This window comes from Paractinoplanes rhizophilus (assembly GCF_042664765.1).
Taxonomy (GTDB): Bacteria; Actinomycetota; Actinomycetes; order Mycobacteriales; family Micromonosporaceae; genus Actinoplanes; species Actinoplanes rhizophilus.
Genome location: NZ_JBHTBJ010000015.1, coordinates 15,124 through 30,933, shown reverse-complemented (window position 1 = coordinate 30,933; position 15,810 = coordinate 15,124). Strand labels below are relative to the sequence as shown.

Sequence of the window (15,810 nt, the reverse complement as noted above, 5' to 3'; positions counted from 1 at the left end):
AGGCTGAAGCACAACATCGCGGAGGTAGGGCGCACCGTGGCCCAGTTCATTTACGTCCTGGAGAAGGCGCGCAAGGCGCACGGCGACAAGGTCGTGCTCGACAACGTGACGCTGAACTTCCTGCCGGGCGCCAAGATCGGCGTCGTCGGCCCGAACGGCGCCGGTAAGTCGACGCTTCTCAAGGTCATGGCCGGCCTCGAGACGCTGAGCAACGGCGAGGCCCGGCTGATGCCCGGGTACACCGTCGGCATGCTCGCGCAGGAGCCGCCGCTCAACGAGTCCAAGACCGTCCTCGGCAACATCGAGGAGGCGGTGGCGGAGACCAAGGCCAAGCTCGAGCGGTTCAACAAGATCGCCGAGGAGATGGCGACCGACTACACCGACGAGCTCATGGAAGAGATGGGCAAGCTGCAGGAGCAGCTCGACAACGTCAACGCCTGGGACCTCGACTCCCAGCTCGAGCTGGCGATGGACGCGCTGCGCTGCCCGCCGCCGGACGCCGACGTCACCCAGCTCTCCGGTGGTGAGCGCCGCCGGGTCGCGCTGTGCAAGCTGCTGCTCGAGGCGCCCGACCTGCTGCTGCTCGACGAGCCCACCAACCACCTCGACGCCGAGAGCGTGAGCTGGCTGGAGCAGCACCTGGCCAAGTACGCCGGCACCGTCATCGCCATCACCCACGACCGGTACTTCCTGGACAACGTGGCGAACTGGATCCTCGAGCTGGACCGCGGGCGCACCTACCCGTACGAGGGCAACTACTCGACGTACCTGGACAAGAAGGCGCAGCGCCTCGCGGTCGAGGGCCGCAAGGACGCCAAGCTCAAGCGGCGCCTCACCGAGGAGCTGGAGTGGGTGCGGTCCAACGCCAAGGCCCGCCAGACCAAGAGCAAGGCCCGCCTCGACCGGTACGAGGAGATGGCCACCGAGGCCGAGAAGACCCGCAAGCTCGACTTCGAGGAGATCCAGATCCCGCCGGGCCCCCGCCTGGGCAACACGGTGATCGAGGCCAACGGCCTGACCAAGGGCTTCGACGGCCGCACGCTCATCGACAACCTGTCGTTCTCGCTGCCGCGCAACGGCATCGTCGGCATCATCGGTCCGAACGGCGTCGGCAAGACCACGCTGTTCAAGACCATCGTGGGGCTGGAGGAGCCGGACAGCGGCACGGTGCGGGTGGGCGAGACGGTCCAGCTGTCGTACGTGGACCAGAACCGGGCCGGCCTCGGCGGCGACCAGACGGTGTGGGAGGTCGTCTCCGACGGGCTCGACCACCTGATGGTCGGCAAGGTCGAGATGCCGTCCCGGGCGTACGTGGCGGCGTTCGGCTTCAAGGGCCCCGACCAGCAGAAGCCGGTCAAGGTCCTCTCCGGCGGCGAGCGCAACCGGCTCAACCTCGCGCTGACGCTGAAGATCGGCGGCAACGTGATCCTGCTCGACGAGCCGACCAACGACCTCGACGTCGAGACGCTCTCCAGCCTGGAGAACGCGCTGCTCGAGTTCCCGGGCTGCGCCGTGGTCATCTCCCACGACCGGATGTTCCTCGACCGGGTCGCCACCCACATGCTCGCGTGGGAGGGTACAGAGGAAGATCCGTCCCGGTGGTTCTGGTTCGAGGGCAACTTCGAGGCGTACGAGAAGAACAAGATCGATCGCCTCGGCGCGGAGGCCGCCCGGCCGCACCGGGTCACCTACCGCAAGCTGACCCGTGACTGAGCCGACCCGCAGCGGAAAACCCCAGATCGAAAACCATGGGCGTTTTGTAGTAGACGTGCCCGTCCGCTGGTCCGACATGGACGCGTACGGGCACGTCAACAACGCGCGCTTCCTCACCATCTACGAGGAGGCGCGCGTCGCGCTGTTCTTCCAGGGCGCGCGCGAGCACGGCCTCGGCTCGTTCGAGGAGGGCATCGTGATCGCCCGGCACGAGATCGACTACCTGCGCCCGGTGGACTACGGCGATCCCGTACGCGTCGAAATGTGGATCTCGGAGCAGCGGGCCGCGTCGTTCACCGTCTCCTATGAGCTCTTCGACGACGGCGAGCTGGCCGGCCGGGCGAAGTCGGTCTGCGTGCCCTACAACCTGGCCGACGGCCATCCGCGCCGGCTCTCCGCGGACGAGCGCGAGTTCCTGCGTCCCTACCTGGCCGCATGACGCCCCACGGGCTCACCGGCGTGCCCGACGCCGGCGCCTTTCTCGCCCGGCTGACCCGTCTCGATCCTGGCGCGCCGGTGCGGTTGCGTGGCTCCGGCGGCCGGACCGCCCTGTGGGCCCGGTTGCCGTGGGAGGTGCTGGTCACCCGGGAGGTGGCCGGCCGCGGCCCGGACGACGCCACGGTCTCCGCCGCCGAGCTGCTGTCGGTACTGGCGGCCGGCGGCCAGGAGCTGCCGACCCGGCGCGATGCCCAATGGCGCTGGCCGTTGCCTCCGAAGATCGCCGAAACGGTGGAGACGGTGTCCACGGCCGAGCTGTCGAGGCTGGCCGCGGCGGCGGCCGGAACGCTGCGCGAGGTGTCGGCCGGCGGCCTGGCCGGGCGCGCGGTGGGGCCGCGGGCGGTACGCGACGCGCTCCTCGATCACGTGGCCCTGGTTGTGACACCGTCCGCCGGCGAACCGGTCGAGGTGTCACAGCGACTCGTTCAGGCGATCTCCCGGATGGGTTTCCTCGGCCCCGGCGGCGCCGGCGTGCCGGACACGCGAGTCCGGATCGCCGGCCGCTGGGTGGGTCTTTCGGCACCATATGGAGTTGCCTGGCTACAGACAGTCAGCAAATTGACCGTTATGCCTATAGGTGGTCACCCGAAAGGGTGATGGCGCATCGGACGACCGGTCTCGCCCTCCCGTTGGGGGGATGACCTCCGCGACCTGTACGGGTACCGTCGGCCCTCGGATCCTCTCGCTACGTCCGGCGGTGGGTCTGCTGGGGAGTGAGGTGCGCAACGATGCCGTGGTGGTCATGGCGTCCGGGTTCGGCTGCGGGCAACCCGCCGGATGCCGACGGCGATTCGGCGGTGCGGAGCACCGTCCGGGTGGGAGTTCCGGCTCAGCGGGAGCCGAGCCGGACGGGGATTCCGGCCGAAGCGACCAAGACCGAGGAGAGCGAGCAGATCTCGCAGGTGACGCTCGCGCGCATCGGCAAGGCGCTCGACCTGCTCGACATCCGGTTCCTGGCCGACGGTGGCGGCAGCCTGCTGGCGATGTGGGAGCGGCACGCCGTGCTGTTCACGCTCGAGGGGCCCGACGACGAGATCCTGGTGATGCGCGCCCGGCCGCACTCGACGGTGCCGCCGGACTGGGCCGACCGGGCCTATCGCGTGGTCAACGAGTGGAACCACACCCGCCGCTTCTGCAAGGCCTACGTGGGCGACCCGACCGAGCGTGGCCAGCTCCCCATCTACGCCGAGTTGCAGGTCCCGCTGGCCGCCGGAGCCCACGACCCCCTCCTCGTGGAGATGCTCGACTGCGGCGCGGCCGTGGCCACGTCGTTCGTCGATTGGCTCCACGACGAGGGAGCTCTGCTGTAGCAGGTTTGGCGGGCCTGCCTTGGCGCCGCCCACGCAAGTTTGAGCGCAGCCCCGCGTCGCGAAGCTTTGAGAGCAGGCCCCGCGTCGCGCAAACTCGTTGAGCTGGCTGGCGTCGCCTCCGGCGCCGCGGGCGATCGCCCCTTTTAGGCTGATGAGGAGTCAGCCGATTCGGCGGCGCCGCAAACCCCGCGGCGACACCGAATCGACTGCCTCCTCATCAGCGGGGCGATCGCTGAGCTGGCTGGCCTCGCCTTCGGCTCGGCGGGCGATCGCCCCTTTGGGGCTGATGAGGAGTCAGCCGATTTGCGGCGCCGCAAACCCCGCGGCGACGCAAATCGACTGCCTCCTCATCAGCGGGGCGATCGCGCGAGTCTCCCGATACCGAGTGACCGGAAATACGGGGTTATGGACGGGATTTATAGACGGGGGTTATAGGGGGAACATGCCGATTCGGCCGTGGTACTCGTGGCCTAGCTGGTCGGTGTCGCTTCCTACGTAGAGGCCGTGCGGGGTCACTACGAAGACGCGTACGCCCACGCCGCGCGAGCGGGTCGGGTTCCACGAAAGCGCGCGGCCCGTGGTGGGGCTCACCGCGCCGATGCCGGGACGAGAGACCGCGCCCGGGCCTGGGCCCTTCGCGTCGGTGCCGTATGGGTTGTCGAAGTAGCGCTGGTGCCCGCCCAGATAGACCACCGAGCCGGTCACCGCCACGGCGTAGAGCGAGTCGCCGCCGGTGCGCTGCACCCACGTCGGGTTGTGCCGGCCCGAGCCGCCGGTCTCGAAGCGGGCCGCCGAGTCGCAGAGCCGGTCCGGCGAGGAGGCCCGCCCGGTCGCCGCGACCACGAAGTACGACCCGTCCGGAGAGAACTTCACCTGCCGCAGGTAAGTGTCGAAGCCCTTCATGCACTGCGGCTTGTACGCGTCGGTGTACCAGCTGGTCAGCGCGGCGGTCGGGCCGGACACGTCGAACATGGCGAGCTGGGTGCGGTCGTAGCCGCCCGACCGGAGCAGGGCGCCGATCGCGACCAGCCGGCGGCCGTCGGGCGAGATGTCGAAGTGCTCGACCCGGGTGCGGCTCAGGCCGGGCGCGGACAGCCGGGCGTCGAAGCCGCTGTCGACCGCGCCGGTGGTCGCGTTCATCCGGGCGAGGGCGGCCCGCTTCACGCCGTTGATCGCGGAGAACGTGCCGCCGGCGTACACGTAATGGCCGCGCGCCGCCAGCGCCCGCACGTCGCCCCAGTTGATTTTCGCCCCGAAGGACGAGACGCGGTCGCCGGACAAGGTCAGGCGGGCCAGGCCGCGCTGGGAGGCGCCGTTGACGGTCTTGAACGCCCCGCCGGCGTAGACGGTGCCGTCGGCGCCCGGTGTGAGCGCGTAGACCGCGCCGTCCACGGCGGGCGCGAACGGGCGGATCGCGCCGGTGTTCGCGTCGAACGCGAAGATGTTCTTCCGGGCGTACGTGTCCCGCCGGCTGTTGTCGGCGACCTTGGTGAAAGCGCCGCCGACGACGACGGTGTCGCCCACGACGGTCATGGTCCAGACCGTGCCGTCGAGGACGTGCGGTGTCCAGTCGACGGGGTTGGCCGAGACGATCGAGGACTGGGCCAGGTCGGCCTCGGCCGGATGGGCGCAGGCGACGGCGGCTGCGACGAGTACGGCGGCGGCGAGCAGGCGACGACGCATGCGGGCGACTCCAGGACACTGGTGATCGGTTGTCAATCTCGACAACGACCAACAACTGGCCTCGGACACGTCGATCGCCCGCGGAGCGACGCGGAGCCGGCTGGGCTCAGCTGTTGACCATGAAGTACGCGGCCCGCTCGAGGTAGTCCCACAGGGCCTTCTCGTACGCCTCCGGGAGCTCCAGCGACTCGACCGCGTCGCGCATGTGCGTGAGCCAGGCGTCGCGGGCGGCCGTGTTCACCACGAACGGCGCGTGCCGCATCCGCAGCCGCGGATGGCCGCGGGTCGCCGAGTACGTGTTCGGGCCACCCCAGTACTGCATGAGGAACAGGGTCAGCCGGTCGGCCGCGGGACCGAGGTCCTCCTCGGGATACATCGGCCGGAGCAGCGGGTCGGCGGCGACGCCCTGGTAGAAGCGGTCGACAAGTCGGCGGAAGGTGGGCTCGCCGCCGATCGCGTCATAGAAGCTGGGCTCGTCCGTCACCTCTCCATCCTGCCAGCCGTCGCGGCGGCGGCAGGCGGCGGTCAGTGCCGCTCGGGTGTGATGCTCGTCGTTCTCGCCGCGTGCGCCGGCCGGTACGGCTTGGACGCCGCCGTGGTCTCACCCGGCGTCCGGGACAGGTGGGCCGGCTGGTAGTCGTCGACCGGGGTGGCCGGCCGGACCGTGGCTTCCGCCGGGCCGGCCGGGGCGGGCACGCCCGGCGGCATCGTCTCGGCCGCCTCCTCGATCGCCGTGTCGAACTCGCGCTTGGCCGGCCAGCGGGCCACGAGCCCGAGCAGCACCGCCGTGCCCGCGAGGCTCCACAGCCCCACCACGATCGGCAGCCGGAAGCTGTCGGCGAGGACGCCGCCGAGCATCACGCCGGCGAACTGGCTGAGTTGCAAGCCGGTCTGCACCACGCCGTACGCCCGCGCGCGGTAGCCGTGCGGGATCATCAGCACGAACTTGCCGTTGAGCGTCGGCGAGAGCCCGCCCGCGAAGACACCGGAGAGCATCACCAGCAGCGCCGCCACGATCGGCGGCGGGCTGAGCAGCGCCGGCACCAGGACGAGCGAGCCGAGCACCGCGTACGGCCGGACCAGCCGGTCGCGCAGGGCCGGGCCGGCCAGACGGGTAGTGAGCAGCCCGCCGACGACGAAGCCGACCGGGCCGGCCGCCATGATCAGGCCTTGGTTCAGGCCCCGGGTGGCCGGGTTGTCGCTGCCCAGGGCGGCCCAGGCCGCCGCCAGCGCCTCGGGCACGACCGTGATCATCGCGCTCAGGCAGACCAGCACGACGATCGAGCGCAGCACCCGCCGGCCGAAGACGAGCCGGAAGCCCTCGGCCGACTCGTGCAGCAGGTGGGTGCGCTGGGCCCGGGTGCGGGCGGCCGGGCGCGGGCGGATGCCGAGCGTGACCAGTGTGGCGGAGAGCGCGAAGGTCAGCACGTCGACGCCGAGCGCCAGCCGGGGGCTGATCAGCGTCGCGATCGTCGCGCCGGCCATGTACCCGAAGACCTGGGCCGCCTGCGTGGTGGTCTGGTTGATCGCGATCGCGGTCGCCAGCTTCTCCCGGCCGACCAGGTGGGGCAGCAGCGCGGACCGGGCCGACTGGGTGGGCGGCACGCCGAGGCTGGCCAGGAAGACCAGCACCACCATGATCCAGATCGGGATGTGCGGTACCAGCAGCAGCGTGGTGGGCACGATGCGGAACAGATCGGCGGAGATCAGCACCCGGCGGTACGGGTAGCGCTCCGCGAGCGCCGACAACAGCGTCCCGCCGATGATCCAGGGGAGGAAGCTGACGCCGAAGGCCGCCGCGGACAACAGGACCGAGTCGCTCTGCTGGTACACGAGAAGGGTGACGGCTGCCTTGGCCAAATAGTCGCCGATCCAGTTCACCTGCGTGGAGGTGTAGATCGCGCGATATTCGCGTAGGGCAAAGACATCCCGGAATGTAACCGGTCGGTCGCTTTCCGTCACCGCTTGGGCCGCGTCAGCCCCCCGGGCGGGTTCCTCGGACACCAGGTCCTCCATCGATCTCGGCACTCGCCGGGTCGCGACGACAGCCGGGCGTACCCGCGGGCGGGCCCGGCGGGAACGTGATGCCTCATGTGCAGATGCTTTAGCTTTAGCGGATTCTGCCCGATCGTCCGAGTCGATGCTAGGGCGTGCGAGTGGATTGTCGGCCATTCGGTGGAGGGCCGGCATCCCCCGGACGAACTAATCCCAGCTCACGTGGCCCGGTCCGGGCCGGGCTCCGGTTCAGAAGGTTGAAAGAAACCCGGCGGCGGCACCGCGGAACGCGGCATCAATCGAGAGGCAGCGATGCGTTCGGAGAGTCCACCCTGCTCCAGGGCCTCGGCCAACGCGCGACGCAGCTCGCGCTGAACCACCGGCTTGCCGTCCGCGGTGGTCTTGGCGATGGTCCGGATGACCGCCCCGTCGACGGTCAACTGCTCGATGCCGACGACGTCCGGCGGCTCGAGGAACTCGTTCTTGTGCTCGGCCGACTCGGCGACCGCCTGGGCGGCCATCTTGAGCACGGCGATCGCCTGCTCCGAGTTGACGAAGCCGATCGGGATGTCGATCACCACGAGCGCCCATCCCTGGCTCTTGTTGCCGACCCGCACGATCTCGCCGTTGCGGATGTACCAGAGCACCCCGCGTGCGTCCCGGACCGTGGTGATGCGCAGGCCGACCGTCTCCACGACGCCGACCGCCTCGCCCAGGTCGACCGTGTCACCCACGCCGTACTGATCCTCGAGCAGCATGAACAGACCCGCGATCAGGTCCTTGACCAGGCTCTGCGCGCCGAAGCCGAGCGCCACGCCGACGATGCCGGCGCTGGCCAGCAGCGGGCCCAGGTTGAAGCCGAGCTCGCCGAAGACCAGCAGCGCCGCCATCGTGAAGATCACGGCCGTGACGAAGCTGCGCAGCACCGAGCCGATCGCCTCGGCCCGCTGCCGGCGCCGCTCGGGGATGAACTGCCCGTCCTCGGCGGTCGGCGCGGCCCGCTCCTTCAGGGGCTTGAGCAGGGCCGGCATCGCGGCCCGGGTGGTGCTGGTGGTGAGCCGCTGGATCGACCGGTGCAGCAGCCAGCGGATCAGCATCGCGGCCAGGATGATCCCGAGGATCCGCAGCGGCTTCGTGATGATCCAGTAGCTGGAGTTGGCCAGCCACTGGTTGCCGGTCCACTCGAAGACGCGGCTGCACACCCAGTCGGTATCGCAGATCGCGCTCACGTCGATCGTCTTGTAGACGTCGGGCGCCGGAGACGGCGAAGGAGAAACGGGGGCGAGGAGCAACACGGGAAGTCACCGTACCGGGCGAAGCTGAGGCGCCGTCCAGGTGCCGCACAGCTCGCAGACCTCAGACCTTTGCCGCCCGGCCCGGGATAGCGCTCGCAATTTGGTTATTCATCAGGGACTATTGGCACGGACCACGACAGCGACGAACCGGGAGCGGTTGGCAGCACTTACACCGGAGGGTGATCGCGATGCCTGACATACGACCCACAGTGGGCTCATCCGCGTTAGTTCTGAACGCCACGTACGAGCCGCTGTGCGTCGTATCGGTGCGTCGGGCCACCATTCTCGTGCTGACGGCCAAGGCAGAGTGCGTCTCCGACGGGGACGGCATCCTGCACAGCGCCTACCAAAACCTCCCGGTTCCGTCGGTGGTCCGCCTGACCCGGTATGTGAAGGTGCCGTACCGCACCCATGTCGGCCTCTCCCGCCGCGCGATCTTCGCCCGGGACGGCGGCCGTTGCGCCTACTGCCGCGGCTCGGCCGAAACGATCGACCACGTGTTCCCGCGCAGCCGCGGCGGTCTGCACGCCTGGGAGAACGTGGTGGCCGCCTGCGCCAAGTGCAACCACAGCAAAGGCGACAAGACCCCCGCCGAGCTGGGGTGGAGGCTGCATTCGATACCGCAAGCGCCACGCGGGGTCGCGTGGCGGGTGCTCGGGCACCGCACGCCAGACCCGCGTTGGGCCGACTGGCTCGACCTACCGGCCGCCCCGGCAGAACCTGCCGCCGAGGCGGCCTAACTGTCTCTGGTGCGAACCAGCGAGGCGAAGACCACGATGTTGTCCTGGTATCCGGTGTCGCCGCCGATCCAGTCGCCGCCGCAGGTCATCAGGCGCAGGGACGGGCGGCTGTAGTCGCCGTACACCCGCTGGATCGGCAGCTTGCCCTTGTCGAAGTGCTCGACCGAGTTGATCTCGAAGATCGCCACCGAATGGTCGGCGCGCAGCACCTCGATCCGCTGCCCCGGCTTCAGCTTGGGCAGGTCGTGGAAGACCGACGGCCCGGTCCTCGTGTCGGCGTGCCCGACGATCAGCGCCGGGCCGAACTGCCCGGGCGTCGGTCCGCCGTCGAACCAGCCGGCCTCGTTGTGCCGCTTGAGCGGCGGCACCCCGACCGACCCGTCCGCGGCCAGCCCGACGTCGAGGATCGGGGCCTCCACCTTGATCGACGGGATGGTCAGCCGCTCCGGCCGGCTCGGATCGAGCACCGGGAAGGAGCGCGGCGGCGGCTCGCCGGCCGACCCGCGGTCGAAGAGCCGCGGCAGGTCGATGCTGGTCGCCGCGCCGATCCCCATCGCCACCAGGAACAGGCCGAAGAAGACCAGGGCGAGCACGATCGGCCCGACCGGCCAGGGCTTCTTGCCGCGAGCCGGGCGCGGCGGGTCTTTCGGCTTCGGCCGCGGATGCGGGGCCCGAAAGGGATGCCGGCCCGGCGCCGGCGGCGTCGGCGGCAGCGGGCCGGTGATCGTCCCGGGCGGCGGGGCCACGATCTGGGCGGGCTGCTTGCGCAGCACCGAAGCGGGCATGCGGGGGCCGGTCACCGGCGTCGGTCGGCGCGCCACGGCGGCCTCAGCCGAGTCGACGGCGTCGCCGGGTGGTCAGGCCGAGCGCTAACCCGGCGCCGATCACGGCGAGCCCGGTGCCGATCAGCATCGGCGCGTACCGCTCCGGCGCGGTGCCGCCGCCCCCGGTGGCCGGGCCCTGGGCCGGCTCCACCTTGGCCACCACGTGCAGGGTCGCCGAGGCCGTCGCCTTGTCGGAGCAATGCAGCTGGAACTTGTAGTCGCCGGGTTTGGTGCTCGCCGGCACCGTCACCGTGGCGGTGAGCAGCCCGAACTGCGGATTCACCGGGACAGTGCCGAACAGCGCCGACGAGACGTTCGCCGCTTTGAGGTTGTCGTCGCACGAGGCGCGCAGCCCGACCTGATCGCCGGCCGGAACCGTGCTCGGGTTGAGCTCGAGGTAGATGGCCGCGGCCCGCGCCGCCGCCGGGTCCAGCAACAGGACGAACAGGCCCAGGAACAGCGCCGCCAGGGCGGCGGGGACAGACCGGCGCATGAGATCACCCTCCTGCCGTCCGCGGGCACTGGGACACGAACGGCGCGTGAGGGTGATTTTCGCACCCCAACGCCAGGTTCGCCGAGATCTCGACGGCGTGAGAACCTCGGTATGAGACCCGACGGTCCGGCACGTCTCGGGCTCCGCTACCGTGACTGTTGTTCGGATCAACGGGAAAGCTGGCGCCTGGGGGCGTTGAGGTTGTCGATATCTAGCACCGTACTGGTCTTTGTGATCATTCCGGCCGCCATCATCCTGGTGGTGGCGTTGCTGGTCCTCGCCGGCAGCGACCGCACCAGGCGGACCCGCCGGTACCGGCCGGGCCGGCCCTACGACTTCCAGCCGATGTGGTTCCTGGCCTCGCCCGAGCAGGTCACCGGGGCATCCGCCGGCGCTGACGGGCACCAGAAGGCGATCGAGGCGCCGATTCTCGAGGACGCCACCGGACATCGGGTTCTCCCCGGGCCTGTAGGAGGCGCAAGTGACAGCTGGTGACCTGGGAAAGACCGCTGAGATCTCGCACGAGCAGCCGCTGACCGCGCTGACCAAGCCGGGCGGCGACACGCTGGTCGCCGACCCCGAGGAGCTCGGCCCCAACGCCGTCCTGGACGGCCCCTTCACGACCCGCCAGCTGCTGCGCCTCGACGAGGCGCTGCGAATGGCCGACCGGCAGACCGGGCTGACGTTCAGCGTCTACATCGGCGAGCTGGTCGCCCCGAGCCGCGAGACCGCCGAGAAGCTGCACAAGCAGATCGACGGCTCGGCCCGCGCCGTGCTCATCGCGGTCTCGCCCAACCAGCGCAAGCTCGAGATCGTCACCGGCCACGAGGCGCGCAAGCGCATCTCCGACCGCGACGCGAAACTGGCCGGCCTTTCGATGGCCGCCGCGTTCGCCGGCGGCGACCTGGCCGGCGGCATCCTGTCCGGCATCGACCAGTTGGCGAGCCACGCCGGCCGGCACTGAGAACAACCGGCACTGAGCACAACCGGCACTGAGACCAAACGAAGGGCCCCGCCCCGGCCACAGCATCGAGGGCGCCGAGCCGGTCAAGCTCGACGCCCCCTATCCGATGCGCATCGCCCCGGCGGCCTGGATCTAGGCCGCGGAGAGGTCCTTGGCCCTGGCCCGCAACGCGCGCACCACGCCGTCGCGTCCCTCGGCCACCAGCCGGCGCAGCGACGCCGGCTGCCCGTCGCGGGCCAGCCACGCGTCGGTCAGCGCGATCGTCTCCTCGCTGATCTGGTAGACGGGGTAGCCCATCATCACGAACTCCTGCGCGGGCTCGCTGTCCGAGCGGGCCCACACGTCGCCCACGACCTCGAAGAACTTCGCCGCGTACGGCGCCGTGAGGCCGACCTGCTTGACGCTCTGGAAGCCGGACAGCAGCGACCGGTTGAGCCAGTTCGGCACGCCCTCCTCGCCGGTCAGCTCGGCCCAGACCGCGGCCTTGTTCTCCGCGGTCGGGATCAGGGCCCGGGCGATGGCCGCCTCCCGCTCGCCGCTGGCCGTACGGTCGCCGGACAGCTCGGTCTCGATCTCGTCGAGGCCCGCCGCGCCGAGCGACGTCAGCGCCTGCAGCAGCGCCCAGCGCAGCTCGGTGTCGACGACCAGGCCCTCGGGCACGCCCTCGCCGGCCAGCCAGCCGCGCAGCACGGCCTGCTCCTCGGGGGTGCGGGCCGAGCTGATGAACGACCGCGCCCAGCTCAGCTGCCAGCCGCTGCCCGGCTCGGCGGAGGCCAGCGCGTCCCGCGAGAGCTTGGCCAGCTTGGCCCAGCCGGTCGGCTGCCAGGCCGGGTCGGCGAACTGCGCCACCGCGCTGGCCGCCTGCCGGACCGTCCAGGTGGTGAGGTTGATGTCGGTCTCCCGGGGCAGGCCCGAGCAGACCAGCGTGACGTAGTCGCGGGCGGCCATCTCGGCGTCGCGCAGCATGTCCCACGCCGCGTTCCACACCAGCGCGCGGGACAGCGACGAGTCGAACCCGGCGATGTGGTTGACCACGGTGGCCAGCGACCGCTCGTCGAGGCGCAGCTTGGTGTACGACAGGTCGTCGTCGTTGAGCAGCAGCACGTCGGCGGCCGGGACGCCGCGCAGCGCCGGGATCTCGGTGCGCTCGCCGGAGACGTCCAGCTCCAGCAGGTCGCGCCGGACCAAGCGGTCGCCCTGCAGGTCGTAGAGGCCGACGCCGATGCGGTGGGTGCGCAGGGTGGGATAGTCGGCCGGCGCCTCCTGCTGCACGACCACGCTCGCGTAGCTGCCGTCCTCGGCCAGCGAGACGATCGGGCGCAGGGTGTTGACCTGGGCCGTCTCGAGCCACTGCGCCGCGAACTTGCGCAGCTCGCGCCCGGAGGCCGCCTCGAGCTCGGTGAGCAGGTCGTCGAACGTGGCGTTGCCCCAGGCGTGCTTGGTGAAGTAGCTGCGCAGGCCAGTGAGGAAGGAGTCGATCCCCACGTAGGCGACGAGCTGCTTGATCACGCCGGCGCCCTTGGCGTACGTGATCCCGTCGAAGTTGACCTCGACGGCCTCCAGGTCGGGCATCTCCGTGTAGACCGGATGGGTCGAGGACAGCTGGTCCTGCCGGTAGCCCCAGCTCTTGCGGACCGACAGGAACGTCGTCCACGCGTCGGTGAACCGGGTCGCCTTCGAGTTGCACCAGTGGCTGGCCCACTCGGCGAACGACTCGTTCAGCCACAGGTCGTTCCACCAGCGCATGGTGACCAGATCGCCGAACCACATGTGGGCGAGCTCGTGCAGGATCGTGTTCGCCCGCTGCTCGTACTCGAAGTCGGTGACCTGCGACCGGAAGATGTAGTGCGCCTCGGCATGGGTCACGCAGCCGAAGTTCTCCATCGCGCCGGCGTTGAAGTCGGGAACCCACAGCTGGTCGTACTTCGGCAGCGGGTACCGGACGCCGAACTGCTCCTGGAAGAAGTCGAAGCCCTGCGTGGTGATCAGGTGCAGGTCGTCGGCGTCCATGTACTGGGCCATCGAGGCGCGGCAGAAGTACCCCATGTCGACGCCGTCGTGGGTGTGCCGCACCTCGTGGTACGGCCCCGCGCAGATCGCCGCGATGTACGTGCTCATCTTGGGCGACGTGCGGAAATGCACGGTCTTGGCGCCGGGGCCGGCCGCCGCCTCCGCCTCGACCGGCATGTTCGAGATGACCTTCCAGTGCCTCGGCACCGTGGCGTGCCAGGTGAACGCGCTCTTGAGGTCGGGCTGGTCGAAGCAGGCGAACACCCGCTGCGCGTCGGCCGTCTCGAACTGGCTGTAGAGGTAGATCTCCTTGTCGACCGGGTCGAGGCTGCGCTGCAGGCCCTGGCCGCTCGCCGAGTAGGCGAAGTCGGCGTCGACGACCAGCTCGTTCTCGGCGGCGAGGCCGGTCAGCGTCAGCCCCTCCTCGGCCGAGAAGCCGCTGAGGTCGAGCGCGGCCCCGTTCAGCGTGGCCGAGCGCACCGAGGCGGCGGCCGTCTCGATGAACGTCGCGGCGCCCGGCTCGGCGCACCGGAAGGTCACGACCGTGGTGGAGCGGAACGTGCCGTCGCTCGGATTCCCGTGACCGTCGGTCAGATCCAGCGCGACGTCGTATCCGGTCACCTCGAGCAGGCGGGCGCGATCGGCGGCCTCCACCTGTGTCAAGTTTCGAACTCCGGCCACAGCCACTCTCCTTCAGAGCGCACGAGCTATTCCCCGCCAGAGTATTCGTCCCGGTCGTGGCGCACCTCACCCGGAGTCCGCAGGGCGGAAATCAGACCCGAAACCGGCCGTTCACACCACCGGCCGGGGCCGCCGGTCGTTGGATGGGTGACGGAGACCGACATGAGCGAGCGGAGACGGACAGATGTCCGACACGGAGGCGATCGCCACCTCGGCAATCGCGGTGCAGCGTGCCGACTGGGTGGGCCTGGCGCCCGAAATGGCCGCTATGGTGGCGCCACCGGTGATCGTCTCGGCAGCCCCGGTCGGCCGGCCGCTCGGCGCGTGGCGCAAAGCACAGTTAGCCAGGTCACGGGGAAACATGCCGGTTACTCGGCACCGACGTCCGACCAGGTAGGTTGCGCCCCATGACGGTCGTGCATCCGATCAGCCGGGCCTGGCTCACCACCGGGGCCACCGGCGCGCAGAACTACGACGAGTTCGCCGACGACGCCGAAATCACCGCCATCATCTCCGCCAACCCCCACAGCGCTCTCGCCGTCGAGATGCCGCACCTGGCGCCCGAGAGCCTGGGCAAGTCTTTCACCGACGCGCTGCCCGACGCGGTGGCCCGGCTCGCGCTGGCGCGCGCCGAGGGCAACTACCTCCCGTCCGAGCAGGTCGTGGTGCTCTACCGGATCACCGCGCCCGGCGAGCCCGCCGCGTACGGGCTGTGGTGCATGGTCGACACCGATCAGATCTCCGCCAGCGCCGACGAGGCCGGCCTGGTGATCCGCAACGAGGAAGTCTTCATCGAGAAGGTGCGCGAGCGGGTGGCCCTGGCCGGAGCGCTGGGCACGCTGCTCTCACCCGTACTCCTGCTGCAGACCGCCCAGGGTGACCAGCTGCACGCAGCCCTCGCGGCCGCCACCGAGACGGTCGGTGAGCCCGCCGCCACCGATGTGGACCAGTCCGGTCGCACCCACGCCATCTGGCCGATCGCCCCCGGCCCGCGGCAGGACGAGCTGACCGCCCTGGCCGGCGGCGGCGAGCTGGTGGTCGCCGACGGCAACCACCGCAGCCTGGCCGCGCAGACCGGGCGCCTGCCACGGTTCCTGGCGGTGGTCACCACCCCCGCGTCGGTCGCCATCCAGCCCTACAACCGGCTGGTCAGCGAGCTGCCGCTGCCGCTCGGCGAGCTGCTCAAGCGGCTCGGCGAGGCCGGAGGCACGGTCCACGAGCTGCCCGACACGGCTGGTGTCCCGGCCAAGGGCACGGTGGAGCTGTACGTCGCCGGCCGCACGTTCGCCATCGGCCTGCCCGCCGACCCCAGCCTGCCGCCGGTGGAAAACCTCGACCACGCCCTTGTCGAGCGGGTCCTCCTCGGCGACGTGCTGGGCCTGGACCCGGGCGACAAGCGGATCTCCTACATCGGCGGCGACTACCCCGCGGCCTGGCTGCGCGGCGAGGTCGACGCCCAGCACGCCGAGCTGGCCGTGCTGATCGCCCCGGTCACGGTCGACGACTTCGTGACGGTCAACCTCGAGCGGCAGAAGCTGCCCCGCAAGAGCACCTGGTTCACGCCCAAGGCGCGCGGCGGCCTCGTCCTGGCCCAGCTCGACTGA

15 protein-coding genes are annotated in these 15,810 nt (G+C 70.5%); 8 read left to right on the top strand and 7 right to left on the bottom strand.

Annotation, left to right across the window (positions count from 1 at the left end):
- Nucleotides 1–36: 36 nt before the first annotated feature.
- From ettA to ACFQS1_RS20990, 4 genes are all read left to right on the top strand, one after another.
- Entirely contained in the window at nt 37–1,713 is a 1,677-nt protein-coding gene (gene ettA, locus ACFQS1_RS21005; RefSeq protein WP_378970865.1) for an energy-dependent translational throttle protein EttA, read from the top strand.
- Between the two features lie 55 nt (nt 1,714–1,768).
- Nucleotides 1,769–2,152, top strand: coding sequence for an acyl-CoA thioesterase (locus ACFQS1_RS21000; RefSeq protein WP_378970863.1), 384 nt, complete (start codon nt 1,769–1,771; stop codon nt 2,150–2,152).
- A complete protein-coding gene (locus tag ACFQS1_RS20995; protein ID WP_378970860.1) occupies nt 2,149–2,808 on the top strand; it encodes a DUF8185 domain-containing protein in 660 nt (219 codons plus the stop codon). Before ACFQS1_RS21000 ends, ACFQS1_RS20995 begins: the two co-directional genes overlap by 4 nt.
- Before the next feature lie 131 nt (nt 2,809–2,939).
- The gene (locus ACFQS1_RS20990) at nt 2,940–3,521 is read left to right on the top strand and encodes a type III secretion system chaperone family protein (protein ID WP_378970858.1); all 582 of its coding nucleotides are present in this window, start codon (nt 2,940–2,942) and stop codon (nt 3,519–3,521) included.
- A 429-nt stretch (nt 3,522–3,950) separates the two neighbouring features.
- Here ACFQS1_RS20990 and ACFQS1_RS20985 read toward each other — a convergent pair whose 3' ends face one another.
- From ACFQS1_RS20985 to ACFQS1_RS20970, 4 genes are all read right to left on the bottom strand, one after another.
- On the bottom strand, nt 3,951–5,204 hold the full coding sequence (locus tag ACFQS1_RS20985; RefSeq protein WP_378970856.1) for a PKD domain containing protein: 1,254 nt from the start codon (nt 5,202–5,204) through the stop codon (nt 3,951–3,953).
- 106 nt (nt 5,205–5,310) lie between these two features.
- Nucleotides 5,311–5,688 (bottom strand): globin, encoded by a 378-nt coding sequence (locus ACFQS1_RS20980; RefSeq protein ID WP_378970854.1) that lies wholly within the window; start codon nt 5,686–5,688, stop codon nt 5,311–5,313.
- Nucleotides 5,689–5,729: 41 nt separating this feature from the next.
- Entirely contained in the window at nt 5,730–7,220 is a 1,491-nt protein-coding gene (locus ACFQS1_RS20975) for an MFS transporter (protein ID WP_378970851.1), read from the bottom strand.
- Between the two features lie 197 nt (nt 7,221–7,417).
- Nucleotides 7,418–8,494, bottom strand: coding sequence for a mechanosensitive ion channel family protein (locus ACFQS1_RS20970; protein WP_378970849.1), 1,077 nt, complete (start codon nt 8,492–8,494; stop codon nt 7,418–7,420).
- A gap of 188 nt (nt 8,495–8,682) precedes the next feature.
- On the opposite strand from ACFQS1_RS20970, the gene ACFQS1_RS20965 reads away from it, so the two are divergent.
- Entirely contained in the window at nt 8,683–9,234 is a 552-nt protein-coding gene (locus ACFQS1_RS20965; protein WP_378970846.1) for an HNH endonuclease, read from the top strand.
- Here ACFQS1_RS20965 and ACFQS1_RS20960 read toward each other — a convergent pair.
- Both ACFQS1_RS20960 and ACFQS1_RS20955 read right to left on the bottom strand, forming a co-directional pair.
- The gene (locus ACFQS1_RS20960) at nt 9,231–10,055 is read right to left on the bottom strand and encodes a class F sortase (RefSeq protein WP_378970844.1); all 825 of its coding nucleotides are present in this window, start codon (nt 10,053–10,055) and stop codon (nt 9,231–9,233) included. The genes ACFQS1_RS20965 and ACFQS1_RS20960 overlap by 4 nt on opposite strands.
- Before the next feature lie 7 nt (nt 10,056–10,062).
- Nucleotides 10,063–10,551 (bottom strand): hypothetical protein, encoded by a 489-nt coding sequence (locus ACFQS1_RS20955; protein WP_378970841.1) that lies wholly within the window; start codon nt 10,549–10,551, stop codon nt 10,063–10,065.
- A 231-nt stretch (nt 10,552–10,782) separates the two neighbouring features.
- Here ACFQS1_RS20955 and ctaJ point away from each other — a divergent pair, with 231 nt between their 5' ends.
- Together ctaJ and ACFQS1_RS20945 are read left to right on the top strand one after the other, a co-directional pair.
- Nucleotides 10,783–11,046, top strand: a complete 264-nt coding sequence (gene ctaJ / locus ACFQS1_RS20950) for an aa3-type cytochrome oxidase subunit CtaJ (RefSeq protein ID WP_378970839.1) — start codon at nt 10,783–10,785, stop codon at nt 11,044–11,046.
- 70 nt (nt 11,047–11,116) lie between these two features.
- Complete coding sequence (locus ACFQS1_RS20945; RefSeq protein WP_378971151.1) at nt 11,117–11,515, top strand: DUF5130 family protein; 399 nt, start codon at nt 11,117–11,119, stop codon at nt 11,513–11,515.
- Nucleotides 11,516–11,647: 132 nt separating this feature from the next.
- Here ACFQS1_RS20945 and pepN read toward each other — a convergent pair whose 3' ends face one another.
- Nucleotides 11,648–14,206: an aminopeptidase N gene (gene pepN, locus ACFQS1_RS20940; RefSeq protein WP_378970837.1), complete on the bottom strand. Its 2,559-nt coding sequence runs from the start codon at nt 14,204–14,206 to the stop codon at nt 11,648–11,650.
- Between the two features lie 407 nt (nt 14,207–14,613).
- On the opposite strand from pepN, the gene ACFQS1_RS20935 reads away from it, so the two are divergent.
- Entirely contained in the window at nt 14,614–15,810 is a 1,197-nt protein-coding gene (locus ACFQS1_RS20935; protein ID WP_378970835.1) for a DUF1015 family protein, read from the top strand.